The 25,789-nt window shown below is 71.6% G+C and carries 24 protein-coding genes and 1 tRNA gene; 18 read left to right on the forward strand and 7 right to left on the reverse strand.

Translation table 11 applies throughout. The annotated features are described in order from the left end of the window. Positions 1–19: 19 nt before the first annotated feature. The 6 genes from E6R62_RS17235 (at position 20) to E6R62_RS17260 (ending at position 7,335) form a co-directional block, all read left to right on the forward strand. Positions 20–1,060 (forward strand): ABC transporter substrate-binding protein, encoded by a 1,041-nt coding sequence (locus tag E6R62_RS17235; protein WP_136214336.1) that lies wholly within the window; start codon positions 20–22, stop codon positions 1,058–1,060. Between the two features lie 46 nt (positions 1,061–1,106). Then, positions 1,107–2,054, forward strand: a complete 948-nt coding sequence (locus tag E6R62_RS17240; protein WP_136214337.1) for a siderophore-interacting protein — start codon at positions 1,107–1,109, stop codon at positions 2,052–2,054. Positions 2,055–2,200: 146 nt separating this feature from the next. After that, entirely contained in the window at positions 2,201–3,691 is a 1,491-nt protein-coding gene (locus tag E6R62_RS17245; RefSeq protein WP_136214338.1) for an aspartate aminotransferase family protein, read from the forward strand. Then, on the forward strand, positions 3,675–4,976 hold the full coding sequence (locus E6R62_RS17250; protein WP_136214339.1) for a lysine N(6)-hydroxylase/L-ornithine N(5)-oxygenase family protein: 1,302 nt from the start codon (positions 3,675–3,677) through the stop codon (positions 4,974–4,976). The genes E6R62_RS17245 and E6R62_RS17250 overlap by 17 nt, the downstream gene beginning before the upstream one ends. After that, positions 4,973–5,551: a GNAT family N-acetyltransferase gene (locus E6R62_RS17255; protein WP_136214340.1), complete on the forward strand. Its 579-nt coding sequence runs from the start codon at positions 4,973–4,975 to the stop codon at positions 5,549–5,551. Before E6R62_RS17250 ends, E6R62_RS17255 begins: the two co-directional genes overlap by 4 nt. After that, positions 5,548–7,335 carry an IucA/IucC family siderophore biosynthesis protein gene (locus tag E6R62_RS17260; protein WP_136214341.1) on the forward strand — a complete coding sequence of 596 codons (1,788 nt, stop codon included), beginning with the start codon at positions 5,548–5,550 and terminating at the stop codon, positions 7,333–7,335. The genes E6R62_RS17255 and E6R62_RS17260 overlap by 4 nt, the downstream gene beginning before the upstream one ends. Positions 7,336–7,583: 248 nt before the next feature. Here E6R62_RS17260 and E6R62_RS17265 read toward each other — a convergent pair whose 3' ends face one another. Next, complete coding sequence (locus E6R62_RS17265) at positions 7,584–9,188, reverse strand: beta-N-acetylhexosaminidase (protein WP_136214342.1); 1,605 nt, start codon at positions 9,186–9,188, stop codon at positions 7,584–7,586. Between the two features lie 52 nt (positions 9,189–9,240). On the opposite strand from E6R62_RS17265, the gene E6R62_RS17270 reads away from it, so the two are divergent. The 3 genes from E6R62_RS17270 (at position 9,241) to glmS (ending at position 12,388) form a co-directional block, all read left to right on the forward strand. Further along, positions 9,241–10,125 carry a DUF4429 domain-containing protein gene (locus tag E6R62_RS17270; protein ID WP_136214343.1) on the forward strand — a complete coding sequence of 295 codons (885 nt, stop codon included), beginning with the start codon at positions 9,241–9,243 and terminating at the stop codon, positions 10,123–10,125. 107 nt (positions 10,126–10,232) lie between these two features. After that, on the forward strand, positions 10,233–10,508 hold the full coding sequence (locus E6R62_RS17275) for a hypothetical protein (protein ID WP_136214344.1): 276 nt from the start codon (positions 10,233–10,235) through the stop codon (positions 10,506–10,508). 62 nt (positions 10,509–10,570) lie between these two features. Further along, positions 10,571–12,388, forward strand: coding sequence for a glutamine--fructose-6-phosphate transaminase (isomerizing) (glmS, locus tag E6R62_RS17280; RefSeq protein WP_136214345.1), 1,818 nt, complete (start codon positions 10,571–10,573; stop codon positions 12,386–12,388). Between the two features lie 110 nt (positions 12,389–12,498). Here glmS and E6R62_RS17285 read toward each other — a convergent pair whose 3' ends face one another. Then, positions 12,499–13,065: a GPR1/FUN34/YaaH family transporter gene (locus E6R62_RS17285; protein ID WP_136214346.1), complete on the reverse strand. Its 567-nt coding sequence runs from the start codon at positions 13,063–13,065 to the stop codon at positions 12,499–12,501. A 99-nt stretch (positions 13,066–13,164) separates the two neighbouring features. Then, a complete protein-coding gene (locus tag E6R62_RS17290; RefSeq protein WP_136214347.1) occupies positions 13,165–13,695 on the reverse strand; it encodes a universal stress protein in 531 nt (176 codons plus the stop codon). Between the two features lie 426 nt (positions 13,696–14,121). Between E6R62_RS17290 and E6R62_RS17295 the strand changes: the two genes are divergently transcribed. The 4 genes from E6R62_RS17295 (at position 14,122) to E6R62_RS17310 (ending at position 16,882) form a co-directional block, all read left to right on the forward strand. Next, entirely contained in the window at positions 14,122–14,436 is a 315-nt protein-coding gene (locus E6R62_RS17295; RefSeq protein ID WP_136214348.1) for a hypothetical protein, read from the forward strand. 376 nt (positions 14,437–14,812) lie between these two features. After that, on the forward strand, positions 14,813–15,979 hold the full coding sequence (locus tag E6R62_RS17300; RefSeq protein WP_136214349.1) for a helix-turn-helix domain-containing protein: 1,167 nt from the start codon (positions 14,813–14,815) through the stop codon (positions 15,977–15,979). Between the two features lie 89 nt (positions 15,980–16,068). Then, entirely contained in the window at positions 16,069–16,671 is a 603-nt protein-coding gene (orn, locus tag E6R62_RS17305; protein WP_136214350.1) for an oligoribonuclease, read from the forward strand. 138 nt (positions 16,672–16,809) lie between these two features. Then, positions 16,810–16,882, forward strand: a tRNA-His gene (locus E6R62_RS17310). Between the two features lie 59 nt (positions 16,883–16,941). On the opposite strand, the gene E6R62_RS17315 is transcribed toward E6R62_RS17310, so the two are convergent. Then, positions 16,942–17,967: a LacI family DNA-binding transcriptional regulator gene (locus E6R62_RS17315; protein ID WP_136214351.1), complete on the reverse strand. Its 1,026-nt coding sequence runs from the start codon at positions 17,965–17,967 to the stop codon at positions 16,942–16,944. A gap of 114 nt (positions 17,968–18,081) precedes the next feature. On the opposite strand from E6R62_RS17315, the gene E6R62_RS17320 reads away from it, so the two are divergent. The 4 genes from E6R62_RS17320 to E6R62_RS17335 are packed head-to-tail and all read left to right on the forward strand — an operon-like array spanning position 18,082 to position 22,550. Continuing rightward, positions 18,082–19,413 carry an ABC transporter substrate-binding protein gene (locus E6R62_RS17320; protein ID WP_136214352.1) on the forward strand — a complete coding sequence of 444 codons (1,332 nt, stop codon included), beginning with the start codon at positions 18,082–18,084 and terminating at the stop codon, positions 19,411–19,413. Positions 19,414–19,441: 28 nt separating this feature from the next. Next, a complete protein-coding gene (locus E6R62_RS17325; protein ID WP_240801736.1) occupies positions 19,442–20,395 on the forward strand; it encodes a carbohydrate ABC transporter permease in 954 nt (317 codons plus the stop codon). A 5-nt stretch (positions 20,396–20,400) separates the two neighbouring features. Next, positions 20,401–21,216, forward strand: a complete 816-nt coding sequence (locus E6R62_RS17330; protein WP_136214452.1) for a carbohydrate ABC transporter permease — start codon at positions 20,401–20,403, stop codon at positions 21,214–21,216. A gap of 5 nt (positions 21,217–21,221) precedes the next feature. Next, positions 21,222–22,550: a GH1 family beta-glucosidase gene (locus E6R62_RS17335; protein WP_136214354.1), complete on the forward strand. Its 1,329-nt coding sequence runs from the start codon at positions 21,222–21,224 to the stop codon at positions 22,548–22,550. Positions 22,551–22,632: 82 nt separating this feature from the next. Here the strand turns inward: E6R62_RS17335 and E6R62_RS17340 are convergent, their stop codons facing one another. The 3 genes from E6R62_RS17340 to E6R62_RS17350 form a co-directional block, all read right to left on the reverse strand. Further along, the gene (locus E6R62_RS17340) at positions 22,633–22,965 is read right to left on the reverse strand and encodes a DUF3303 family protein (protein WP_306432435.1); all 333 of its coding nucleotides are present in this window, start codon (positions 22,963–22,965) and stop codon (positions 22,633–22,635) included. Between the two features lie 117 nt (positions 22,966–23,082). After that, entirely contained in the window at positions 23,083–24,459 is a 1,377-nt protein-coding gene (locus E6R62_RS17345) for a HAMP domain-containing sensor histidine kinase (protein WP_136214355.1), read from the reverse strand. A gap of 10 nt (positions 24,460–24,469) precedes the next feature. Beyond that, positions 24,470–25,156, reverse strand: coding sequence for a response regulator transcription factor (locus E6R62_RS17350; RefSeq protein ID WP_136214356.1), 687 nt, complete (start codon positions 25,154–25,156; stop codon positions 24,470–24,472). 78 nt (positions 25,157–25,234) lie between these two features. Between E6R62_RS17350 and E6R62_RS17355 the strand changes: the two genes are divergently transcribed. Then, positions 25,235–25,780, forward strand: coding sequence for a hypothetical protein (locus E6R62_RS17355; RefSeq protein ID WP_136214357.1), 546 nt, complete (start codon positions 25,235–25,237; stop codon positions 25,778–25,780). The last annotated feature ends 9 nt before the right edge of the window (positions 25,781–25,789 follow it).

The following is a 25,789-nucleotide window of genomic DNA, read 5'->3' on the forward strand; positions in this document are numbered from 1 at the left end:
CACGAAAGCGGACACCGCCATGCCCAAGTCCCGAACCTCCCCCTTCACCCGTCGCGGTCTCCTCGCGACGGGCGGCGCCCTCGGCCTCCTCGCGGCACTCTCCGCCTGCGGCGGCGCCGACAAGACCGAAGACGCGGCGGGCGGATCGGACAAGGGCGCGGCGGCCTCCGGCCCCTGGAGCTTCAAGGACGACCTCGGCAAGGAGGTCACCGCCAAGTCGACGCCGAAGAACATCGTCGCCTTCACCGGTACGGCCGCCGCCCTGTCCGACTACGGCGTCAAGGTGAAGGGCGTGTTCGGCCCGACCAAGACCGCCGACGGCAAGCCCGACGTCCAGGCCGGCACCATGGACATCTCCAAGGTCGAGATCCTGGGCAACGTCTACGACGAGTTCAACGTCGAGAAGTACGCGGCCCTGCGGCCCGACCTGCTCGTCACCAACACCTGGGACGGCAGCTACTGGTACGTCCCCGCGGCGTCCAAGGACAAGATCCTCAAGCTGGCCCCGGCCGCCGCCATCTCGGTGGGCGGTGACGCCACCCTCGACAAGTCGCTGGAGCGCACGGCCGCCCTCGCCAAGTCCTTGGGCGCCGACCTGAACTCCAAGGCCGCCGTCGACGCCAAGGCCCGCTTCGAGGCCGCGTCCGCCAAGGTGCGCGAGGCCACCAAGGCCAACCCGGGCATCAAGGTGTTGGTCGGCTCCGGCGCCGCCGACCTGTTCTACGTCTCCACCCCCAAGACCTCCGCCGACCTCAAGTACTTCGAGTCCCTCGGCGTCGAGTTCGTCACCCCGGAGAAGCTGGACCAGGGCGGCTTCTTCGAGAGCCTGAGCTGGGAGAACGCCGGCAAGTACAAGGCCGACGTCATCCTCCTCGACAACCGCACCGGCGCCCTCCAGCCGGAGGACCTCAAGGCCAAGCCGACCTGGGCCGAGCTGCCCGCCGTCAAGGCCGGCCAGATCATCCCGCGCGTCACCGAGCCGATCTACTCGTACGACAAGTGCGCCAAGATCCTGGAAGACCTCGCGAAGTCGATCCAGAGCGCCAAGAAGGTCAGCTGACCCGCCCCTTTCCGGCGCCGATCGACTCCCAGGGGGGACCCTCCGCATGACCGCCACCGACACGACCGACACGGACTCGACCGACACCGACACCGGCCCCACCGCCGCCGGCGCCGACACCATCGCCCACTTCCGCTTCTTCGCGCTCGAAGTGCTCCGCACGCGCCGCCTCGGTCACTCGTTCCTGCGGGTCACCTTCGGCGGCGAGTCCCTCGCCGACTTCCGCTCGGGCGGCTACGACCAGAGCCTCTCGCTCTTCCTCCCGCCCCCTCACCGCGAACACACCGTGCTGCCGTCCACCGACGAGCACACCTGGTTCGGCGCCTGGCGCGCGATGCCCGAGGCCGAGCGTCCGGCGATGCGTTCGTACACCGTGCGCGAGCAGCGGCGTACGCCGGAGGGCGGGGACGAGGTCGACATCGACTTCGTGCTCCACGGGGACACGGGCCCGGCGTCCGCGTGGGCGGGCCGGGCGGTCACCGGCCGCCGCGTCCTCGCGATCGGGCCGGCGGTAGCGGAGAACAAGTCCGTACGGTTCGCGCCACCGGCGGACACCGACCTCGTCCTGATGTACGCGGACGAGACGGCCCTGCCGGCGGCTGCCGCGATCTTGGACCGGCTTCCCTCCGGCACCCGCGTCAAGGCCTGGTTCGAGGTCCCGCACGAGGACGACCGCCTCCGCCTCGACACCCTCGCGGACGCGGACGTCACCTGGGTGGTCCGCGGCGCGGGCGTCGGTCGAGAGCGGATCGAGCGGCTGTCGGAGGTCGTCCGCGCGAGCGAACCGCCCGCCTGCGCGGCCCCCTACGCCTGGATCGCGGGCGAGTCCGGCACGATCCGCGCCGTACGCCGCCACCTGGTGCGCGAACGCGGCGTCGACCGGCGCCGGGTGCGTTTCACCGGCTACTGGCGGCTCGGCGCGAGCGAGGAGGAACTGCTCGCCGAGGCGTATTCGGGACGGGCCCCCAGCGAGGACCCGAGCGCGGAGCTGTAATCCCAACGACCCCTGCACAGGCCTCAATTCGGTGAGGGCCCCGGCCGATCGGCCGGGGCCCTCACTGTTTGGCGAGGAGGTAAGGTTAGGCTAACCTAAGCAGCACAGCCCACCACCCCCCGCTCCCCCTGCCCGGAGGAAAGTTGATGCGTTCGCATCTGCTCAACGAGACGACCGCGGACCTCTACCGGCGTTCCGTGACCGAGGGCGTCGACCGCGTCGCCGCCAAACTGGCCACCACGGAACGACCCCACACCGGTGTCTCCGTAGCCGAACTCGCCCCGGTCATCGACGCGATCGACCTCGACAAGCCCCTCGAAGACCCGGCCGCCGCCCTCGACGAGCTCGAAGAGGTCTACCTGCGGGACGCGGTGTACTTCCACCACCCCCGCTACCTCGGGCACCTCAACTGTCCCGTCGTCATCCCCGCCGTGCTGGGCGAGGCGATCCTCTCGGCCGTCAACTCGTCACTGGACACCTGGGACCAGTCGATCGGGGGCACCCTCATCGAGCGCCGACTGATCGACTGGACCGCCGGCCGCATCGGCCTCGGCCCGCGCGCGGACGGCGTGTTCACCTCCGGCGGCAGCCAGTCCAACTTCCACGCCCTGCTGCTGGCCCGCGACGAGGCCTGCCGCATCGCCGTGCGGCGGGCCCGCGCCGAGGGGCGCGACCTCACCAAGGCCGAACTCCTGCCCCGGCTGCGCATCCTGGCCTCCGAGGCGAGCCACTTCAGCGTCCGCAAGTCCGCCGCCATGCTCGGACTCGGCTACGAGGCCGTCATCTCCGTCCCGGTCGACCGCGCCCGCCGGATGGACACCTCCGCCCTCGCCCTGGAACTGGAGAGCTGCGCCCGCGAGGGCCTGGTCCCGATGGCCGTCGTCGCCACCGCCGGCACCACCGACTTCGGGTCCATCGACCCGCTCCCCGAGATCGCCCGCCTGGCCGCCGAGCACTCCACCTGGATGCACGTGGACGCCGCCTACGGCTGCGGACTGCTGGTCTCCCCGACCCGCCGGCACCTCCTCGACGGCATCGAGCACGCGGATTCGGTCACCGTCGACTACCACAAGTCCTTCTTCCAGCCCGTCAGTTCGAGCGCGATGCTGGTCCGCGACCGGGACACCCTGCGGCACGCCACGTACCACGCGGACTACCTCAACCCCCGTCGCATGGCGCAGGAGAAGATCCCGAACCAGGTCGACAAGTCCATCCAGACCACGCGCCGCTTCGACGCCCTCAAGCTGTGGATGACCCTGCGCGTGATGGGCGCCGACGGCATCGGCTCGCTCTTCGACGAGGTCGTCGACCTCGCCGCGGCCGGCTGGGAACTCATCGAGGCCGACCCGCGCTTCGAGGTCGTCGTACGCCCCCGGATCTCCACCCTCGTCTTCCGCTTCGTCCCCGGCGGGGACCCGCGGCCCGACCTGGTCGACGAGGCCAACCTCCACGCGCGCAAGGCCCTGTTCGCCTCCGGCGAGGCCGTCGTCGCGGGCACCAAGGTCGACGGCAGGCAGTACCTCAAGTTCACCCTCCTCAACCCGCAGACCACGACGGCCGACATCACGGCCGTCCTCGACCTCCTCGCCGCACACGCCGAGCAGTACCTGGGAGAATCCCTTGCCGTCCACTCGTGAACCCCGTGACTTCATCGGTATCGGCCTCGGCCCCTTCAACCTGGGACTCGCCTGCCTGACCGCGCCGATCGACGAGCTCGACGGACTCTTCATCGAGTCGAAGCCGCACTTCGAGTGGCACGCCGGGATGTTCCTGGACGGCGCGCACCTCCAGACGCCGTTCATGTCGGACCTCGTCACCCTCGCGGACCCGACGTCGCCCTTCTCCTTCCTGAACTACCTGAAGGACAAGGACCGGCTGTACTCCTTCTACATCCGGGAGAACTTCTACCCGCTGCGCGCCGAGTACAACGACTACTGCCGCTGGGCCGCCGACCGCCTCGACAACGTCCTGTACTCCACCTCCGTCACCGAGGTCACCTACGACGAACGGGCCGGGTTGTACGAGGTCCACACCGACGGCGGCGAGACCCACCTCGCCCGCCGGCTGGTGCTCGGCACGGGCACCCCGCCGTTCGTCCCGCCCGCCTGCACGGGCCTCGGCGGCGACTTCACCCACAACAGCTCCTACATGGACCGCAAGGCGGAGCTCCAGCGGAAGAAGTCCATCACCCTGATCGGCTCGGGGCAGAGCGCCGCCGAGATCTACTACGACCTCCTCGGCGAGATCGACGTACACGGCTACCGGCTCGACTGGGTCACCCGCTCCCCCCGGTTCTTCCCGCTGGAGTACACGAAGCTGACCCTGGAGATGACCTCCCCCGAGTACGTGGACTACTTCCACGCGCTGCCCGAGGAGACCCGCTACCGGTTGGAGTCGCAGCAGAAGAACCTGTTCAAGGGCATCGACGGCGAGCTGATCAACGCCATCTTCGACCTGCTCTACCAGAAGAAGGTCTCCTCGCCCGGCCCGGTACCGACCACCCTGCTGACCAACACCTCGCTGAACTCAGCCGCCTACGACACCACCTCGGGCAGGTACACCCTGGGCCTGCGCCAGGAGGAGCAGGAGCGCGACTTCTCCCTCACGACCGAGGGCCTGATCCTCGCGACGGGCTACACGTACGCCCTCCCGTCCTTCCTCGCCCCCGTCCGCGACCGCCTCAACTTCGACGGTCACGGCCGGCCCGACGCGGCCCGCAACTACAGCATCGACGTGACCGGCCGCGGGATCTTCCTGCAGAACGGCACCGTCCACAACCACTCCGTCACCTCACCCGACTTGGGCATGGCCGCGTACCGCAACGCCTACATCATCGGAGAGCTCCTCGGCCGCGAGCACTACAAGGTCGAGAAGTCCATCGCGTTCCAGCAGTTCGCCGCCCCGGAAGGCACCCTGGTATGAGCACCACCGAACTCCTCTTCACCCGTACCGATCCGGCCCTCGGCGATTTCGCCCTGCGCCCGCTGGACCCGTTCTGCGACGCGGAGCTGCTGCACGGCTGGGTCACCCACCCGAAGGCGGCCTTCTGGCTGATGGGGGACGCCTCCCTGCCGGACGTGGAGCGCGAGTACATGCGGATCGCGGCGGCCGAGGACCACGAGGCCTTCATCGGCCTCCACGACGGCCGCCCCGCCTTCCTGATGGAGAAGTACGACCCGAGCCGACTGGAGCTGGTCGGCCTGTACGAAGCCCGGCCGGGCGACGTCGGCATGCACTTCCTGGTCGCGCCCAGCGACACGCCCGTCCACGGCTTCACCCGCGCGGTGATCACCACCGTGATGGCCGCCCTGTTCGCGGACCCGGCGACGGAACGTGTCGTGGTGGAGCCGGACGTCCGCAACACGGCGGTCCACGCCCTCAACGAGGCGGTCGGCTTCGTGCCGCACGGCCCCGTCCGCAAGCCGGAGAAGGAAGCCCTGCTGAGCTTCTGCACCCGCGCCCGGTTCGAAGCGGCCACCCGGGAGGCCTCGATATGAGCCGCGGCCTCGCCGACGCCGTCTCCCACCTCACCCCCGAGCTGTGGGCACGGGCCAACCGCGCCCTGGTCCGCAAAGCCCTCGCGGAGTTCTCCCACGAGCGCCTGCTCGTCCCGGAACCCCTCGGTGACGACCACTACCGCGTCCTGAGCGACGACGCCTCGGTCGAGTACCGCTTCAAGGCCACCCTGCACGCCCTGGACCACTGGTCGGTGGACGAGTCCTCGATCTCCCGCACGCGGGGCGGCGCCGAACTCCAGCCGGACGCCCTCGACTTCCACATCGAGCTGCGCGAGGCCCTGGGCCTGAGCGCGGAGGTCCTTCCGGTGTACCTGGAGGAGATCTCCTCCACCCTGGCGGGCGCCGGCTTCAAGTACGCGAAGCCCCCGATCCCGGCCGCCGTCCTCGCCAAGTCCTCCTTCCAGGACATCGAGACGGGCATGACCGAGGGCCACCCCTGCTTCGTGGCCAACAACGGCCGCCTCGGCTTCGGCGTGGACGACTACCGCGCGTACGCCCCGGAGGCGGCGAGCCCGGTCCGCCTCGTGTGGCTCGCGGCCCACAAGGACGTCTCCACCTTCACGGCGGGCGCGGGCCTGGACCACGACTCCTTCATGCGCGCGGAGCTGGGCGAGGAGACCGTCGCGGCGTTCTCGTCCGAGCTGACCGCCCTGGGCCTGGACCCGGCGGACTACCACCTCTTCCCGGTCCACCCCTGGCAGTGGTGGAACAAGACCACCGTCACCTTCGCGGCCGAGATCGCCGACCGCCGCCTCGTCCTCCTGGGCGAAGGCGAGGACGCCTACCTCGCCCAGCAGTCGATCCGCACGTTCTTCAACACGAGCGCCCCGGAGAAGCACTACGTCAAGACGGCCATCTCGGTCCTCAACATGGGCTTCATGCGCGGGCTGTCGGCCGCGTACATGGAGGCCACCCCGGCGATCAACGACTGGCTGCACCAGCTGATCGGGGCCGACCCGGTCCTGCGGTCCGTGGACTTCTCGATCATCCGCGAGCGGGCGGCCGTCGGCTACCACCACCGCCAGTACGAGCGCGCGACGGACCGCCACTCTCCGTACCGCAAGATGCTGGCCGCCCTCTGGCGCGAGTCCCCGGTGGCCTCCCTGAGGGACGGCGAGCGCCTGGCGACGATGGCCTCGCTCCTCCACGTCGACGCGGAGGGCACGTCCTTCGTAGGCGCCCTGATCGCGGAATCGGGCCTGACCCCCGAGCAGTGGCTGCGCTCGTACCTCCGCGCGTACCTCGTGCCGCTCCTGCACTGCTTCTACGCGTACGACCTGGCCTACATGCCGCACGGCGAGAACACGATCCTCGTCATCGAGGGCGGGGTGGTGAAGCGGGCGGTCTTCAAGGACATCGCCGAGGAGATCGTGGTGATGGACCCGGACGCGGTCCTGCCGCCGGCGGTCGAGCGGGTCCGGGCGGAGGTGCCGGAGGACATGAGGCTGCTGTCGATCTTCACGGACGTCTTCGACTGCTTCTTCCGCTTCCTGGGCCCGATCCTGGCATCGGAGGGCATCTGCGAGGAAGAGACCTTCTGGCGGGCCGTGGCCGAGTGCGCCCAGGCCTACCAGGACTCCGTCCCCGAGCTGGCGGACCGTTTCACCCGCTACGACCTCTTCGCGCCGGAGTTCCAACTCTCCTGCCTGAACCGCCTCCAACTGCGCGACAACAAGCAGATGGTCGACCTCGGCGACCCCTCGTCGGCCCTCCAACTGGTCGGCACCCTCAAGAACCCCGTCGCGCCTTTCGCGCGGCGGTGACCCGGGGCGGGGCGGGCGTCGACACGGTCCCTCGGCGCCCGCCCGGCCCTCCTCGCGGCCGACTGCTCAGTGGTCCGGCACGCGGACGACCAGGTACCCGTGCCTCGGTCCGGCACGTGCTTCGGGCCGGCTCGGACGGGATCGTCGCACGAAGCCGCGCCCGGCCCGGTGCTCCCGGGCTCCGGTGACGCCGGGCCGTGTCTTTCGGATCAGGCCGGATCAGCCCGTCATGACCCGAAAGACCCGGCCTAGGCCCAAGGAACGTCCGGCGCGCGGTAGTAGGTGACGCGTTGGGCGTCCAGGCGGGGGGCCTGGGCCGCGAGGCGGCGGCTGTAGGCGGGCCAGTCGTGGGACGCCGCCGGGGACCAGCCGAGCTCCGCGAGGCCCAGCATCCTCGGGAAGGCCATGAACTCCCACTCGGCCCGGGTCCCGATCGTCTCCGTCCACAGCGCGGCCTCCACGCCCAGCACCGCCGACTCCGGGACCCCGGGGAGGAACGTCCCCGGGTCCCAGTCGTAGGACCGCTTCACCGGGACGTAGCCCGCCCACGCCAGGCCCGGCTTCGTCGTGGCGTCGTACTTCATGTCCAGGTACAGCCGGTCCGCCGGGGACAGGATCAGCGGGTGGCCGGCCTTCGCCACCTGCGCCAGCCGCTCCTTCTCCTTCGCCGGGGTCCCACCGTGGCCCCAGTACTGGAGCACCGCCCCCGGCGCCGGCCGGGCCGCCGCCAGCTGGTGCCAGGCCACCACCGTCTTGCCGTACTTGCGCACCACCGCCTGCGCCCGGTCCATGAAGGCGGCGTAGTCCGCAGCCGGCGTCGCGTGCGCCTCGTCCCCGCCGATGTGCAGGTACTTGCCGGGGGTCAGCTCCGCGACCTCCCCCAGCACGTCGTCGACGAAGTCGTACGTCCGCTCCTTGCCGACGCACAGGGAACTGAAGCCGACCTTCGTCCCCGTGTACCGCTCCCGCGCCTTGCCGTCGCAGTTCAGCTCCGCGTACGAGGCCAGCGCCGCGTTCACGTGGCCCGGCATGTCGATCTCCGGGACCACGTCCACGTACCGCTCGCCCGCGTAGGCCACCAGCTCCCGGTACTCGTCCTTCGTCCAGTGGCCGCCCGGACCGCCGCCCACCTCGCTGCCGCCGCCGTACCGCGCGAGCCTCGGCCAGGCCGTGGACTCCAGCCGCCATCCCTGGTCGTCGGTGAGGTGGACGTGCAGCGTGTTCACCTTGTACTGGGCGAGCTGGTCCACGTACCGCTTGACCTGCTCGACCGTGAAGTGGTGGCGCGCGATGTCGATCATCGCCCCGCGGTAGGCGAACCTCGGTGCGTCCGTGACCGTCCCGCCCGGCACCGTCCCGGGCCCGCCGACCGGCAGCAGTTGCCGCAGCGTCTGGCCCGCGTGGAACAGCCCGGCCGGGGTCCGGGCGGTGAGCGTGATCCCGTCCGCCCGGGTATCCAGCCGGTAGCCCTCCGCGCCGAGCCCGGGCGCCGCCTCGTCGAGCCGCAGCCGGACCCCGTCCCCGCCCTCGCCGTCGACCACCGGCAGCGGCAACCCGCTCGGTCCTCGCAACTGCTCCGCCAGCAGCTCCCCGACCCGGCGGACCTCCTCGGCCGAGCCGGAGGTGCGGATCACCGTGCCCGCCCCGAAGCGGTAGCCGGCGCCGGCCGCCCGCACCGAGACCGGCGCCGGCAGCAGCCGTTCGTACGGGGCCGGCGCGGCGGCGGCCCGGACGGCGGCCGGGCGGGCGCGGGTGTCCCCGGGTTTGGCGTCGACGCCCTGCGCGGTGGCGCAGGACAGCGTGGCGCTGCCGAGGACGAGGAGGGTGCCGAGCGTGCGTCGCAGGACTCTCATGCGCCCAGGTATAGGCCACGGGCGCCGTCAACACCGGTGGCAGAATGACAAGATGGCGGAAATCATCCAGAAGGACGGCACATGGACCTTCGACGGTGACGCGGTACGCGTCGTACCGGGCCGGGACAAGGACGTCGGCCCGCTGCGTCAAGCCCTCGGGGAGCTTTCGGTACCGCTCCACGCGATCGCCGGGATCTCCTACGAACCGGGCCGCAAGGCGGGCCGGCTGCGTCTTCGGCCGCGTGACGGCGCGGACCCGCTGACGCAGGGCACGGCCGGCCGGCTGCCCGACACCGCGGACCCGTACAAGCTGGCCGTGGACCCGGCCCGGGCGGCGGTCGCGGAGTACTTCGTGGACGAGGTGCGGAACGCCCTGCTGCTCGACCGGGTCGATCCCGGCCCGACGGACGCGTACCTGCTGCCCGGGCCGCCGGTGCCGGTGACGGCCGAGGCGGGCGACGCGACCGTGTCCTTCGACGGCGACACGATCACGCTGGACTGGAACTGGACGGCGGAGGACGCCAAGCACTCGGTCGGCCCGAGCCGGTTCCGGGTGGCGGACGTGCGGGCGGTGGAGTGGGTCCCGGCGAAGGGCCTTTCGAACGGCCGACTCCGGTTCACCCTGGCGGGTGCGCAGGCGGCGCCGGCGCCCAAGTACGACCCTTACGCGGCGGAGCTCTTCGGCTTCGGGAAGAAGGAGCTGCTGACCGCGCTGGTCGCGGCGGCCGTGACGGTACGCCTCCCCCACCCGGCCGCCCCGGCCACCCCGACCGCGCCGGCCACCCCGAGCGCCCCGACCGCGATCCCCCGTCCCGCCTCCACCGACCACGACGTGCTGTTGCGCCGGTTGCGCGAACTCGGCGAGCTGCACAAGGAGGGCGTCCTCACCGCCGATGAGTTCCTCGCCGCGAAAACGGCCATTTTGGGCGATTTCTAGCCAATCCCCACCGGAATCAGGCATTCCTCTGGTCCAGACCAGCATGATCCTGCCCGATTCCGGGCAGGATCTTTGCGTTCCGCCGCGTGGACCGTCAATATCTACGAGTGCTCGACCGCCGCCCGTCGCATGACGACCTCGTCGACCACCTGGTGCGCAGCACCTCGCTCCAGCGAGGCGAAGCCGCCCGGGTGGTACTCGACGTGCTCGCCTACTTCGACGAGACGACCGAGGCGTTCGTCCGCCGCCGCCACCGCGAACTGCAGTCCGGCGGCTCCGTCAACGCGGAGATCTTCGAACGCATCGCGGCCGAACTGCCGCACCGCGCCGTGGCGCCCCCGGAGCTCTCGCTCCGGCAGCTGCGCCGCATCGTCTACGGCTGAGCAGGGCCCCACAGGGCCAGGTACGAGCACGATCAACCGGACTTCAGGAGGGGCAAGACCGTATGTGCGGAATTGTGGGTTACATCGGCAAGCGTGACGTCGCACCGCTGCTGCTGGAGGGTCTCCAGCGCCTTGAGTACCGGGGTTACGACTCCGCGGGCATCGTCGTCAACAGCCCGAAGTCCGCGGCGCTGAAGGTCGTCAAGGCCAAGGGCCGGGTCCGCGAGCTCGAATCCCGCGTCCCCAAGCGCTTCGCCGGCACCACCGGCATCGCCCACACCCGCTGGGCCACCCACGGCGCCCCGAGCGACATCAACTCCCACCCGCACCTCGACGCCGAGAACAAGGTCGCGGTCGTCCACAACGGCATCGTGGACAACGCCTCCGAGCTGCGCGCCAAGCTGGAGGCCGACGGCGTCGCCTTCGTCTCGGAGACCGACACCGAGGTGCTCGTCCACCTGATCGCCCGCTCCCAGGCCGACTCCCTGGAGGAGAAGGTCCGCGAGGCGCTCAAGGTCGTCGAGGGCACCTACGGCATCGCCGTCATGCACGCCGACTTCCCCGACCGCATAGTGGTCGCCCGCAACGGCTCCCCGGTCGTCCTCGGCATCGGCGAGAAGGAGATGTTCGTCGCCTCGGACGTCGCCGCGCTGGTCGCCCACACCCGCCAGATCGTCACCCTGGACGACGGCGAGATGGCCACCCTCAAGGCCGACGACTTCCGTACGTACACCACCTCCGGCACGACGACCACCGCCACGCCGGAGACCGTGGAGTGGGAGGCCGCCTCCTACGACATGGGCGGCCACGACACGTACATGCACAAGGAGATCTCCGAGCAGGCGGAAGCCGTCGACCGCGTGCTGCGCGGCCGGATCGACGACCGCTTCTCCACCGTCCACCTGGGCGGCCTGAACCTGGACCCGCGCGAGGCGCGCGGCATCCGCCGGGTCAAGATCCTGGGCTGTGGCACCTCCTACCACGCGGGTCTGATCGGCGCCGGCCTCATCGAGGGCATGGCGCGCATCCCCGCCGACGCCGAGCCGGCCTCGGAGTTCCGCTACCGCAACCCGGTCGTGGACCCGGACACCCTCTACATCGCGGTCTCCCAGTCGGGTGAGACGTACGACGTCCTCGCGGCCGTGCAGGAGCTCAAGCGCAAGGGCGCCCGCGTCCTCGGCGTGGTCAACGTGGTCGGTTCCGCCATCGCCCGCGAGGCGGACGGCGGCGTGTACGTGCACGCCGGCCCCGAGGTCTGCGTGGTGTCCACCAAGTGCTTCACCAACACGGTCGTGGCGTTCGCGCTGCTCGCCGTGCACCTGGGCCGCATCCGGGACCTGTCGGTGACCGACGGCAAGCGGATCATCGAGGGCCTGCGCAAGCTGCCCGCCCAGATCCAGGAGATCCTGGAGGGCGAGGAGGACATCAAGAAGCTGGCGGCGGAGTACGCCGAGGCCAAGTCGATGATGTTCATCGGCCGGGTGCGCGGCTACCCGGTGGCCCTGGAGGCCTCCCTCAAGCTGAAGGAGATCTCCTACATCCACGCCGAGGCGTACCCGGCCTCCGAGCTCAAGCACGGTCCGCTCGCGCTCATCGAGCCGGCGATGCCGACGGTCGCGATCGTCCCGGACGACGACCTGCTGGACAAGAACCGCGCGGCGCTGGAGGAGATCAAGGCCCGCAGCGGCCGCATCCTGGCCGTCGCCCACCGCGAGCAGGAGAAGGCCGACCACACGATCGTCGTCCCGAAGAACGAGGACGAGCTGGACCCGATCCTGATGGGCATCCCGCTCCAGCTGCTGGCGTACCACACCGCCCTGGCCCTGGGCCGGGACATCGACAAGCCGCGCAACCTGGCGAAGTCGGTCACGGTCGAGTAGTCACGCCGGCCACGGCCGAACGGCCACGAACGACTACGGGCCCCGGGGGATTGCCCCCGGGGCCCGTTCTCGTCCGCGTGCGCGCCCTCGTCAGGCGGCGCGCGTGCCCGTCAGGCCGCCACGGCGCCGCGCCGCGAGCCCCGGCCGACCGCCATCGGCCAGTGGGCCAGGGCGGCCGTCGCCCCGTACCAGGCCAGCAGGCCGGCGATCGCCGCCACCCAGCCGGCGACCTTGGCCAGTCCGCCGCTACCGGCGAAGGTGCCCACCGCGAGGAGCACCAGGGAGAGGGTGAGCAGGCCGTAGACGCCCTGCCCGAAGAGCCCGCCGGCCGCGCCCACCGTCAAGGTGAGGGCGAGGAGGGCGAAGAGGACCAGGAACAGGCCGGCCGCGTGGGCCGAGACCTTGGCGTCGGCTCCGCCGGCCCAGGTGAACCAGAAGGCCCCGAGGCCCGCGAACGCGGTGCCGTTGAAGCCGTTGCCGCCGCGGAACTCCAGGAGTCCGAGGAGGAAGAGGGCGAGACCGCCCACGTACATCGCGAGGGATACGGAGTCTGCCGCGCTCACGCCGCCGATGATGCCGGTGTGGCCGATACCGAATGCGAGAAGGGTGAGACCCAGGGCTATGTGCCCGAGGGTCGAAGTCGAGGCCGTGCTTCCCGCAGAGACACCATTGTCCACGGCGGGCTCCCTTCGATCTGCAGTTGTTTGCTGGGTCCCAGCAGCATTTATCTACCCCTTACATAGGGGTTCACAACCGCACAACCGCCGAACGGAGTGTTACGGAATCACAACAACGGGTCGCTGTGCCCGTTTGGCCAGGCGTCCCGCCACCGAGCCGAAGATCCGGCCGACGATGCCGTGCGTGGAGCCGACCACGATGGCGTCCGCCGAGTACTCGCGGCCGACCTCCTCCAGCTCGTGGCAGATGTCGCCGCCCCGCTCGACCAGGATCCAGGGGACCTCGGCCAGATAGTCCGCGCAGGCCAGCTCCAGCCCCAGCACTTCCGTGCGGTGGTCGGGGACGTCCACGAAGACGGGCGGTTCACAGCCCGCCCACACGGTGGTGGGGAGCCGGTTGGCCACGTGGACGATGATCAGACCGGAACCGGAGCGCCGGGCCATGCCGATGGCGTACGCGAGGGCGCGCTCGCTGGACGTGGAGCCGTCGAAGCCGACCACGACGCCGTGCCGGAAGGCCGGGTCGCAGGGGAGGCGCGCCTGCTCCACCGCGCGCAGGTCCGCCGACGCGGGGTCGGCGAGGCGCTTGCGCTTGCGGTCCGCGGGTTCGGAGTATTCGTGACCGGCCATGGATGTCTCGGCGAGGGGTCCTCGGGGAAGCGACGGGGGAAGAATTCGGCGACGCACTGTGACGGGGCTCTGTCCGGGAAACATCTTCCCGGGCCCTTACCTCTCAGGGTACGGCGACACCCTTGTCCTGCACAGGGCTTGCCGCCCTTGAGGAGCGTCCCAGGGAGCATGCACGAGGGGAGGCGCATTGGCAATGGCGACTGCCCCCTACAGCCAGTGACCGAAGCGCGGCGAGCCACCCGTGCGCGCAGTGACCGAGCCACACCGCCCGCCGTTGGACAAGGGTCCGACCGTCCAGGAAGAGCCCGCAGGGAGTACGACGTGCCCGGCCATCCGGATCGCCCCGTCCAGCCCGCTCCGCCGACGCAGTCCCCCCGGTCCGCCGGACCGGGAGCCCGGTTCGTCCCGTCTCCCGTTCACCCGTCCGTGCGTTCCCCGCGCCACTCCTATGACGACCCGACGGGCGAGGTGGTCCGCTGGGCCGCGTTCAGTTGTCTGCTCGTCCCCGTGGTCCTTGTCGTCTACGGGACCTCCTTCGGCGGCGCCGCCGTCGCGACGCTGGGGCTCGCGGCCGTCACCGCCGCCTGCCGGGTGTTGCTCCGGCACTCGGAGAAGGAGGGGCGGGCCGCCGTCCGCGCCGAGGAGGCGGCCGTGGCCGGCAGGCGCGGCCGGCACTCGCGCGGCGGGGCCGGTTCACACCGCGGCTGTCACGGTCCCGGCGGGATGTCCCCGCACGACTGACCGGTTCGCACGTACACACCCACCTGTTTTCGGCCAACTTCCCGGCAGGGTCCGTTCCTTGCCGGAATGTCCCCCCGACCCCCCTACCACCAGCGACGACGGAGCGCCGGCAGGCTCTCGACCCTGCGAGTACTGGCCATGGCCGGACCACGCGCTTCCTGAACGGGTAGCGGAGTGGAACCCTTACTGATCGAATGCTTTTCGCCAAGTTGCCAAGTCGACATAGCGCTGCGTGCTGAACTTGTCACGCCGACACCACGGGACGCAGTAGATTCGATCATGTATTTACGGCGGGGGATCCACGTGCAAGGCCGAGGGGAAACGTGCAGGTGCGACCAGACCAAGGAGTCGCGACACCCAAGGGGGGCTTAGCGCCATGAGCCAGGATTCCACCGCAGTCGTCGCGGACGCGGGCCGGAAGCTCGCGGGGCGTCGCCGCAGGGAGATCGTCGCGGTGCTGCTGTTCAGCGGCGGACCGATCTTCGAGAGTTCCATTCCACTTTCCGTGTTCGGCATCGACCGGCAGGACGCGGGAGTTCCACGCTACCGACTACTCGTGTGCGCAGGTGAGGACGGTCCGCTGCGGACCACCGGCGGACTCGAACTGACCGCGCCGTACGGGTTGGAGGCGATCGCCCGGGCAGGCACGGTCGTCGTTCCGGCCTGGCGGTCCATCACCTCACCGCCGCCGCCCGAGGCGCTCGACGCACTGCGTCTGGCGCACGAGGAGGGAGCCCGGATCGTCGGACTGTGCACGGGTGCCTTCGTGCTCGCCGCCGCCGGTCTGCTCGACGGCCGGCCCGCGACGACGCACTGGATGTACGCGCCGACGCTGGCCAAGCGGTATCCGTCCGTCCACGTCGACCCGCGCGAGCTGTTCGTCGACGACGGTGACGTACTGACCTCCGCGGGCACCGCGGCCGGAATCGATCTGTGCCTGCACATCGTGCGCACGGACCACGGCAGCGAGGCGGCCGGGGCACTGGCCCGCCGGCTCGTCGTCCCGCCGCGCCGCACCGGCGGCCAGGAGCGCTACCTCGACCGGTCGTTGCCGGAGGAGATCGGCGCCGACCCGCTGGCCGAGGTCGTCGCCTGGGCGCTGGAACACCTCCACGAGCAGTTCGACGTGGAGACGCTGGCCGCCCGCGCCTACATGAGCAGGCGCACCTTCGACCGACGGTTCCGCTCGCTCACCGGCAGCGCGCCGCTCCAGTGGCTGATCACCCAGCGGGTGCTCCAGGCGCAGCGGCTGCTGGAAACCTCCGACTACTCGGTCGACGAGGTCGCCGGGCGCTGCGGGTTCCGTTCGCCCGTCGCGCTGCGCGGTCACTTCCGGCGTCAGCTGGGGTCGTCCCCGGCCGCCTACCGCTCCGCCTACCGGGCGCGCCGGCCGCAGGCCGACGTACCGCACGTGGCCGAGCTGTCCGGTGGTCCGGTGCCGCACCAGCGCACCCCGCAGCGGGCGGCGGCGGCCCTGGCCGCGGCCGGTCCGACGGTCACGGAGCTGTACTCCCCGGGCCGGGTCCTGCGCGAGCACGCGTAGCCCCGACCACGAGGTCGACGCGAAGGTCCCCCACATCGGCCGTCCCCGATGTGGGGGACCTTCGCGTCGTGACGCTTAAGCTGGGGCCCATGAACGATCGCATGGTGTGGATCGACTGCGAGATGACCGGGCTCTCGTTGACGGACGACGCACTTATCGAGGTGGCCGCACTGGTCACCGACTCGGAGCTCAACGTGCTCGGCGAAGGCGTGGACATCGTGATCCGCCCGCCGGACGCGGCCCTGGAGACCATGCCCGACGTGGTGCGCCAGATGCACACCTCGTCCGGCCTGCTCGACGAGCTGGCCGGCGGAACCACCCTGGCGGACGCCGAGGCGCAGGTCCTGGCGTACGTGCGGGAGCACGTCAAGGAGCCCGGCAAGGCGCCGCTGTGCGGGAACTCGGTCGGCACCGACCGCGGTTTCCTGCTGCGGGACATGGCCGCGCTGGAGTCCTACCTGCACTACCGGATCGTGGACGTGTCCTCGGTCAAGGAGCTGGCGCGCCGCTGGTACCCGCGGGCCTACTTCAACAGTCCGCCGAAGAACGGCAACCACCGGGCGCTCGCGGACATCAAGGAGTCCATCGCCGAGCTGCGCTACTACCGCGAGGCGGTCTTCGTCCCGCAGCCCGGGCCCGACTCGGACACGGCGCGCACGATCGCCGCGAAGTACGTCGTCGCCGGCGAATAGGGGCCGGTCCGGCGCCCGGGGGCCCGCTGAGGAGGGCCCCCGGGGTCTGCCGGAGGGGGCGCGGGGAAAGAGGGGAGCGAGCACCCTCCCGGACCCTGTACCCTTTTCTTCGGCCGGTCGCTCACGCGACCGGACATGGTGGGTGTAGCTCAGTTGGTAGAGCACCTGGTTGTGGTCCAGGTGGCCGCGGGTTCAAGTCCCGTCACTCACCCTGTGGGAAGGCCCCGGTACGCGAAAGCGGCCGGGGCCTTCCGCATGTCGGGGCACGCCTCAGGAGGACTCCCGGACCACCAGTTCGGTCGGCAGCACCACCGCGGCGTCCGCCGGGCCGCCCGCGATCCGCTCCAGCAGCACCCGCGCCATGGTCCGGCCCATCTCCTCGATCGGCTGGCGCACGCTGGTGAGCGGCGGGTCCATGTGCCGGGCCACCACCGAGTCGTCGAAGCCGACCAGGGCCACGTCCTGCGGTATCCGGCGGCCCGCCGCCCGCAGCTCCAGGCGGGCGCCCGCCGCCATGACGTCCGAGGCGGCGAAGACGGCGTCCAGGGCGGGGCGGCGCTCCAGCAGCTCCCGCATGGCCCGGCGGCCGCCCTCCTCGGTGAAGTCCCCGGGGGCGATCAGCAGCTCGTCCGCGGGGTGTCCGGCGGCGGCGAGGGCCTCGCGGTAGCCGTCGAGGCGGCACTGGGCCCCGTACACGTCCAGTGGCCCGGTGATGGTGGCTATCGCCCGGCGGCCCCGGCCCAGCAGGTGGCGCACGGCCCCCGCGGCGCCCGCCAGGTTGTCGGAGTCCACGCAGGGCAACGTCTCGTCGGCCGAACGGCGCCCGCTGATCACCGCCGGTATGCCGAGCTCGGCCAACAGCTCCGGCAGCGGGTCCCCGGCGTGTACGGAGACCAGCAGCACGCCGTCGACGCGGTGTCCGGACAGGTACTGGGCCAGCCGCCGGCGCTCCCGTTCGCCGCCCGCGAGGGTGAGCACCAGTTGGACGTCGGTCTCGGCCAGGGTCGCGCCGACACCGCGCACGACATCGGAGAAGTAGGGCTCGGCGAAGAAGCGGTCCTCGGGCTCGGGGATGACGAGGGCGACGGCGTCCGTGCGGTTGGCGGCGAGTGCGCGGGCCGCGCGGTTGGGCACGTACCCCAGCTCGGCCACCGCGGCCTCCACGACGGCCCTGGTGTGCTCGCTGACCTTGGCGGCGCCGTTGATCACCCGGGAGACGGTGCCGCGTCCCACCCCGGCCCGGACCGCCACCTCCTCCAGGGTCGGCCGTCCCCCGCTGCGCCCTTGCCCGCTCATGGCTTCCTCCCGGCTGTGAATCTACCTCTTGACCGCCTCTTGACGGCAGTGGGAGCGCTCCCACACTGTGGCACACGACACCCGGCACGTCCTGTCCTTCCCAGGAGGATCCCGATGCGAGCCCGATCCCGCGCCCACTCCCCCACGTCCCTCAGAGCCCTGGCCGTCGCGGCCGGGGCGGCGCTGCTCCTCGCGGGCTGCTCCCAGGACCCCGCCGAGTCCTCGGGGCAGGGCGCCCCGGCCGGCGGCAAGGCGACGACGACCCTCACCGTCGGGGTGTTCGGCGCGTTCGGGCTGAAGGAGGCCGGCCTGTACGACGAGTACACGGCGCAGCACCCGGACGTGCGGATCGAGCAGACCTCGATCGAGCGCAACGAGAACTACTACCCCCAGCTACTCACCCATCTGGGCACGGGCAGCGGCCTTGCCGACATCCAGGCCGTCGAGGTCAACAACATCGCGGAGATCACCGCGACGCAGGCGGACAAGCTGGTCGACCTCGGCAAGGCGCCGGGCGTGGACAAGGCGGCGTACCTGCCGTGGAAGTGGGCGCAGGGCACCGCCAAGGGCGGTGCGACCGTCGGGCTCGGCACCGACATCGGCCCGCAGGGCATCTGCTACCGCAAGGACCTCTTCGCGGCCGCGGGGCTGCCCACCGACCGGGCCGCGGTCGGCGCGCTCTGGGCGGGCGACTGGAACAAGTACCTGGAGACGGGCAAGGCCTACAAGGCGAAGGCGGGCGACGGCAAGGCGTTCGTCGACTCGGCGTCCGGTGTGATGGCGGCCGTCACCGGCGGCAACGCGCAGCGGTTCTACGACGACCAGGGCAAGGTCGTCTACAAGACGAACCCGGCGGTGCGCGGGGCCTTCGACCTGGCGGCCCGGTTCGCCTCCGAGGGGTTGAGCGCGAAGCTCCAGCAGTTCACCCCGGCCTGGGACCAGGGCTTCTCCAACGGTAACTTCGCCACCGTGTCGTGCCCGGCCTGGATGCTCGGTTACATCCAGGACAAGGCGGGCCCCGAGGGCAAGGACAAGTGGGACGTGGCCTCGGCCCCCAGGCCGAGCAACTGGGGCGGCTCGTTCCTGGTGGTGCCCAAGGCGGGCAAGCACGCCCAGGAGGCGGCGAAGCTGGCCGCCTGGCTGACGGCCCCGGCGCAGCAGGCGAAGCTGTTCGAGAAGCGCGGGAGCTTCCCGAGCGCGAGCGCCGCGTACAAGCTGCCGGCTGTGGCGGGGGCGCACCACCCGTACTTCGGCGACGCCCCGATCGGGGAGATCTTCGCCCGGGCGGCCGAGGGGGTGCCGGTGACGATGGTCGGCCCGAAGGACCTGGTCATCGCGCAGAACCTGGCGGACATCGGGATGCTCCAGGTCGACCAGAAGGGCCGGTCGGCGCAGGAGGGCTGGGACGCCGCGGTGGCGGCGATCGACAACGCACTGGACCAGTGAGGCGGCGGTGACCGACGAGACCGTCCTGCTGTCGCCCGCGTCCTCCCCCTCGGCGGGGGTGGACGCGGGCGGCCGGCGCCAGGCGTGGCGCTCGCGCCGCTACCGGTGGGACCTGCGCTTCAGCCCGTACGCCTTCGTGGCGCCCTTCTTCCTGTTCTTCACCGCCTTCGGGCTGTTCCCGCTGCTGTACACGGGGTGGGCGGCGCTGCACCAGGTGGAGCTGACCGATCCGGATGCGATGACGTGGGTGGGACTGCGGAACTTCACCCGGCTGTGGGACGACGCCTTCTTCTGGAACGCGCTGCGCAACACGGTCACCATCGGGCTGTTGTCGACGGTGCCGCAGTTGCTGATCGCGCTGGGCCTGGCGCACCTGTTGAACTTCCGGCTGCGGGGTTCGGCGTTCTTCCGGGTCGCGGTGCTGACGCCGTACGCGACGTCCGTGGCCGCCGCCACGCTCGTCTTCGTGCTGCTCTTCGGTCGGGACCACGGAATGGTCAACTGGGCCTTGTCCGGCGTCGGGTTCGGGGCCGTCGACTGGCAGAACGGTCCCCTGGCCTCCCAGCTGGCGGTGTCCACGATCGTGGTGTGGCGGTGGACCGGCTACAACGCCTTGATCTACCTGGCGGCGATGCAGGCCATCCCCGGTGACCTGTACGAGTCCGCAGCGCTGGACGGCGCCTCGCGGTGGCAGCAGTTCCGGCACGTCACGGTGCCCTCGCTGCGGCCGACGATCTTCTTCACCTGTGTGGTGTCCACGATCGGGGCCACCCAGTTGTTCGGCGAGCCGCTGCTGTTCAACGGCGGTTCGGGCGCGACGGGCGGCTCCGACCACCAGTTCCAGACGCTGGGCCTGTACCTGTACGAGCAGGGGTGGGTGAACCTGCACCTGGGGCGGGCCTCGGCGATCGCGTGGGCGATGTTCCTGATGCTGCTGCTGGTCGCGGGCGCGGCCCGGCTGGTGCGGGGAGGCTCCCGGTGAAGGTCATGCGCGCGGGCAAGCCCACGTACCTCGTCCTGGCGCTGTTCACGGCCGGCTCCCTCTTCCCCCTGCTGTGGACGGCGATCGCGGCCTCCCGGACCAACACCCGGCTCGCCCAGACCCCACCGCCGTTCTGGTTCGGCGGGAACCTGGGCCGCAACCTGTCGATCGCCTGGACCGACGCCCACATGGGGACGGCCCTGTGGAACACGCTGGTGGTGGCGGGAACGGTCGCTGTGGGCACCGTCCTGCTGTCCACCCTGGCGGGCTTCGCGTTCGCGCGGCTGCGGTTCCGGGGCAGCCGGGGCCTGCTGGCGCTGGTGGTGGCGACGATGCTGATCCCGCCGCAACTGAGCGTCGTGCCGCTGTACATGCTGATCGCCGAGCTGTCCTGGACGGACCGGCTCCAGGCGGTGGTCCTGCCGGCGCTGGTGTCCGCCTTCGGGGTGTTCTTCATGCGGCAGTACCTGGCGCAGGCGTTGCCGGTGGAGCTGGTGGAGGCGGCGCGCACGGACGGGGCGAGTTCGCTGCGGATCGTGTGGCACGTGGTCTTCCCCGCCGCCCGCCCGGCGATGGCGGTGCTGGGGATGCTGACCTTCGTGATGACCTGGAACGACTTCTTCTGGCCGATCATCGCGCTGACGCAGAACGGCAGCCCGACGGTGCAGGTGGCCCTGACGGGGTTGGGCCGCGGCTACATCCCCGACCAGTCCGTGATCATGGCGGGTGCGCTGCTGGGCACGCTCCCGCTGCTGCTGGTGTTCCTGATCTTCGGCCGCCAGATCGTCGGCGGCATCATGCAGGGGGCGGTGAAGGGTTGAACGCGATGGAGTTCCCCGAGGGGTTCCTGTGGGGCGCGGCGACGGCGGCGTTCCAGATCGAGGGCGGCGCCGAGCAGCGCGGTCCCTCCATCTGGGACACCTTCTGCCGCACACCGGGCAAGGTGCGCGGAGGTGACACCGGGGACGTGGCGACGGACCATCTGCGGCTGTGGCGCGAGGACGTGGCGCTGATGGCCGAACTGGGCCTGTCCGCCTACCGGTTCTCGGTGTCCTGGCCCCGGGTGCGCTCGGGCGGGATCGGGTTCTACGACGCGCTCGTGGACGAGTTGCTCTCCCACGGCATCCGGCCCTGCCCGACGCTCTACCACTGGGACCTGCCGCAGGAACTGGAGGACGCGGGCGGCTGGCCGCAGCGCGAGAGCGCCTACGCCTTCGCCGCGTACGCCGAGCAGGTCGGGCGGGCGCTGGGCGACCGGGTGGGGATGTGGACGACGCTCAACGAGCCCTGGTGCAGCGCCTTCCTGGGCTACGCCTCCGGGGTCCACGCGCCCGGTCGTACCTCCCCCGCCGACTCCCTGCGCGCCGCGCACCACCTGAACCTCGCGCACGGCCTGGCGGCGTCCGTCCTGCCCTCGACGGCCCGGGTCGGCGTCGCGCTCAACCCGAGCGCCGTGCGGCCGCTGACCGGCTCCGAGGCCGACGCGGACGCGGCGCGGCGGGTCGACGCGCTGGCGAACCGGATCTTCACCGGGCCGCTGCTGCACGGCGCGTACCCGCGGGACCTGCTGGAGGACACCGCGAAGGTGACGGACTGGGCGTTCCTGAGGCCCGGCGACGAGGCGCTGATCCGGCAGCCGCTGGGCTTCCTCGGGGTGAACTACTACACCCCGGCGGTGGTGTCGGCGTCGACCGGCCCGGGCGCCCCCCGGGCCGACGGCCACGGCGCGGGCGAGCACTCCCCCTGGCCGGGCGCGGACGGGATCGCCTTCCACCAGCCGCCGGGCGAGCAGACCGACATGGGCTGGTCGATCGACCCGAGCGGCCTCCACGACCTACTGGTGCGTTTCGCCCGCGAGGCGCCGGGCCTGCCGCTGCTGGTCACCGAGAACGGCGCCGCCTACGCCCCCGACCTGCACGACCCCCAGCGCATCGAGTACGTGCGCGGGCACCTCGCGGCGGTGCACCGGGCCATCGCGGACGGGGCCCCGGTCGAGGGTTACTTCCTGTGGTCGCTGATGGACAACTTCGAGTGGGCCTACGGGTACGCCAAGCGGTTCGGCATCGTCCACGTCGACTACGACACCCAGACCCGCACCCCGCGCTCCAGCGCCCGCTGGTACGCCGCCCTGGCCCGCAGCGGCCGGCTCGACTGAGCGGCCCCCCCCGGCGGGCGGCCCCGCCCCCGCCCCCGCCCGTCGGGACGGGGGCGGAGCCGCGCGGTCCCCCTGCGGGGTGTCAGCGACCGATGGCCTGGAGGCCCTTGGTCAGGTCCTCGGCGGTCATGACGGGACAGATCTCCATTTCGGCGCCGAGCTGGCTGAACAGGTCGTCGCCGATCGCCGGCAGCTGCGAGCTGTCCTGCATGTCGAACACGATCCAGCAGGAGCGGACGCCTTCGGAGAGACCGAAGTAGGCGGACTCGGGCTTGAGGGTTTCCATGAGTTTGCGCATGGCCTGGGGAAGCGCGCCGCTCTTGATCGATTCGTTGGTGGCGGCGGTGTCCATGTGGGCGCGGAGCATGACGCGCATCGGGGCCCCTTCGGTGGTGGTGACGGATCGGTCCTTCACGGCCACACTCGGGGCCGTCGGTGGGGGCGGCAACCGGTGGACGGCCGTCCGGGCGCGGGCCGCATGCCCGGCTCCCACCCGGCTCCCACCCGGCTCCTGCTGGCTCCCGTCCGGCTCCTACTTGGCCGCGCGCCCCTTGCGGCGGCTGCGGCGCTCCCCGCCCCGGGTCCGGCCGTCCAGCGCGATCCACATCCGGACCTCGGTCCCGCCGAGCACCGAGCGGCCCAGCCGGACGTCACCGCCCGTGGACTCCGCGACCCGGCGCACGATGTCCAGGCCGAGCCCCGTGGAGCCGTCCCGGCCGCCGTCGTTGCCGCGCCTGAGGGCCGCGTCGGGATCGGCTATCCCCGAACCGGCGTCCGAGACCAGGACGATCACGGCGTCCCCCGCGTCGTGCACGTCGACCGCGAAGGGGGTCCCCTCGGGGGTGTGCCGGAAGACGTTGCCCAACAGCGCGTCCAAGGCGGCCGCCAGCTCGGGCCGGGCCACGGGGATGCGTACGGGACCGTCCACCCCGGCGAGGCGGACCTCGCGCCCCTCGTCCTCCGCGAGCGCCGACCAGAACGCCATCCGGTCCCGGATCACCTCCGAGGCGTCGCAACCCGCCCCCGCCCCGGGGCCGCCCGGGACGGCCGGGGCACGCTGCTCACGGGCGGTACGGATGATCGTGTCGACCTCCCGCTCCAGTTGCTCCACGGCCTCCCGCGTCTGCTCGGCGGCCGGGCCGTCCCCGAGGGAGGCCGCGTTGAGCCGCAGCACCGTCAAGGGTGTCCGCAACCGGTGCGACAGGTCCGCGGCCAGCTCCCGCTCGTTGGCCAGCAGTTCCACCACCCGGTCGGCCATCGCGTTGAACGCGACGGCCGCCGAGCGCAGCTCCTTGGGGCCCTGTTCCGGCACGCGCACCCCGAGCCGGCCCTGACCCAGCCGGTGCGCGGCGTCCGCGAGTCGTTCCGCAGGCCGTACCAGGCGGGCGCCGAGCCGGTCCGCGACCGCCACCGAGCCCACGATCAGGGCGAGCCCGACCCCGGCGAGTACCAGCCACGCGGTGGTGACGCCGTTGCTGACCTCGCTCTCCGGTACGTAGATCTCGATCACCGCGATGTCGCCGGAGCCGAGCGCGGTCGGCTGGAGCAACGCCGATCCGCCGCCCGCCACCGAGGCGGTCGTGGCCCGGCCCATCCGCCGGGTCTCCTCCACCGCGTGCGGGCCGGCCCAGCCCGCGCCGATGTCGACCGCCGTCCGGTCGCCGATCGCCGGGACGTGGACCGCCATCCGCTGGGCGGCGCCCATCTGCGTGGACTCGACCGCCTTGCGCAACTGGACCGGGTCGGTGGTGATGGACAGGGTCGGCGCCATGCTCGCGGCCTGCCGCTCGGCGTTGGAGAAGGCCCGGTCGCTGGCCATCTCGCGGATCACCAGGCCCAGCGGGACGGCGAAGGCGATGACCACCATCGCGGTGACGGCGAGGCACACCTTGACCAGTGCCCACCTCACGGCCGCCGCCTCACCGCGGTGGCTCCAGCTTGACCCCGACCCCGCGCAGGGTGTGCAGGTAGCGGGGGTTGGCGGCGGTCTCGCCGAGCTTGCGGCGCAGCCAGGACAGGTGGACGTCGATGGTCTGGTCGTCCCCGTACGCCTGCTGCCACACCTCGGCGAGCAGTTCGCGCCGGGCCACGACGACCCCGGGCCGCCCGGCGAGGAAGGCCAGCAGGTCGAACTCCCGCCGCGTCAGGTCCAGTGCCGCCCCGTCGAGCTCGGCCTGACGGCGCAGGGGGTCGATGGAGAGGCCGCCCACCCGCAGGACGCGCGAGGGCGGTTCACCGCCGGCGGCGCGGGCGCGGCGCAGGACGGCGGCCATCCGGGCGGACAGGTGCTCCACGGAGAAGGGCTTGGTGAGGTAGTCGTCGGCGCCGTCGTTGAGCAGGCGCACGATCTCGGCCTCGTCGTCCCGGGCGGTCGCGATGATGACCGGCACGTCGGTGATCCCGCGCAGCATCTTGAGCGCCTCGGACCCGTCGAGGTCGGGCAGGCCCAGGTCCAGGATGACCAGGTCGAAGCGGTGGTGGGCGACTTCGCGCAGGGCCTCCAGGGCCGTACCGACGCTGCGCACGGCGTGGGAGGCGTCGGTCAGGTGCCGGATGAGGGCGGAACGCACGAACTGGTCGTCCTCGACCACGAGCACACTTGCCATGGCCGCACCGTAGTCCATTCGGGCGACCGGGCGGGGTGTCGGTCCACCCTTGGGGCGGGTGGTGCAGTATGTGCCCTCATGCACCGGGGACTTCTGCACGCGTTCGCCTGGACGCTCGCCACGGGGGCGGCGGTGACGCTGTCGTGGTGGGGCGTCCACACCGTCATGTCCGGAACGGCCTACGATCCCCCGCGCGCCGTTCCGCTGGCCGCGCTGCCGCTGTCCTCCTCCACGCAGGGCCCGGGGACGCCCACGGCCCCGCCCTCGTCCACCGCGACGCCGCCGCCCGGGTCCCCTTCGCCGTCCGCGTCCGACCCCGCGTCTGCCTCCGCGACGCCCCCGCCCTCCGACGCCAAGCCGAAGTCCCCGCCGCCGTCCCACCGGGCGGCGGGCGAGGAGTCCGGGGACGTGAAGGGCTACACCGTCTCGGGCGGCCGGGTGGTCTTCGACCTCGGCGCCGGCTCGGCCGAACTGGTTTCCGCGACACCGGCGGGAGGCTGGCGCATGCAGGTGTGGAAGCAGGACTACTGGATACGCGTGACCTTCACCCGGGACGGCCGCGAGGTGTCGGTGTTCTGCACCTGGTACAACGAGGCGCCGCGCGTGCAGATCGACGACCGGTAGGGACACCGC

It is taken from the genome of Streptomyces sp. A1136 (assembly GCF_004795055.1).
Lineage (GTDB): Bacteria > Actinomycetota > Actinomycetes > Streptomycetales > Streptomycetaceae > Streptomyces.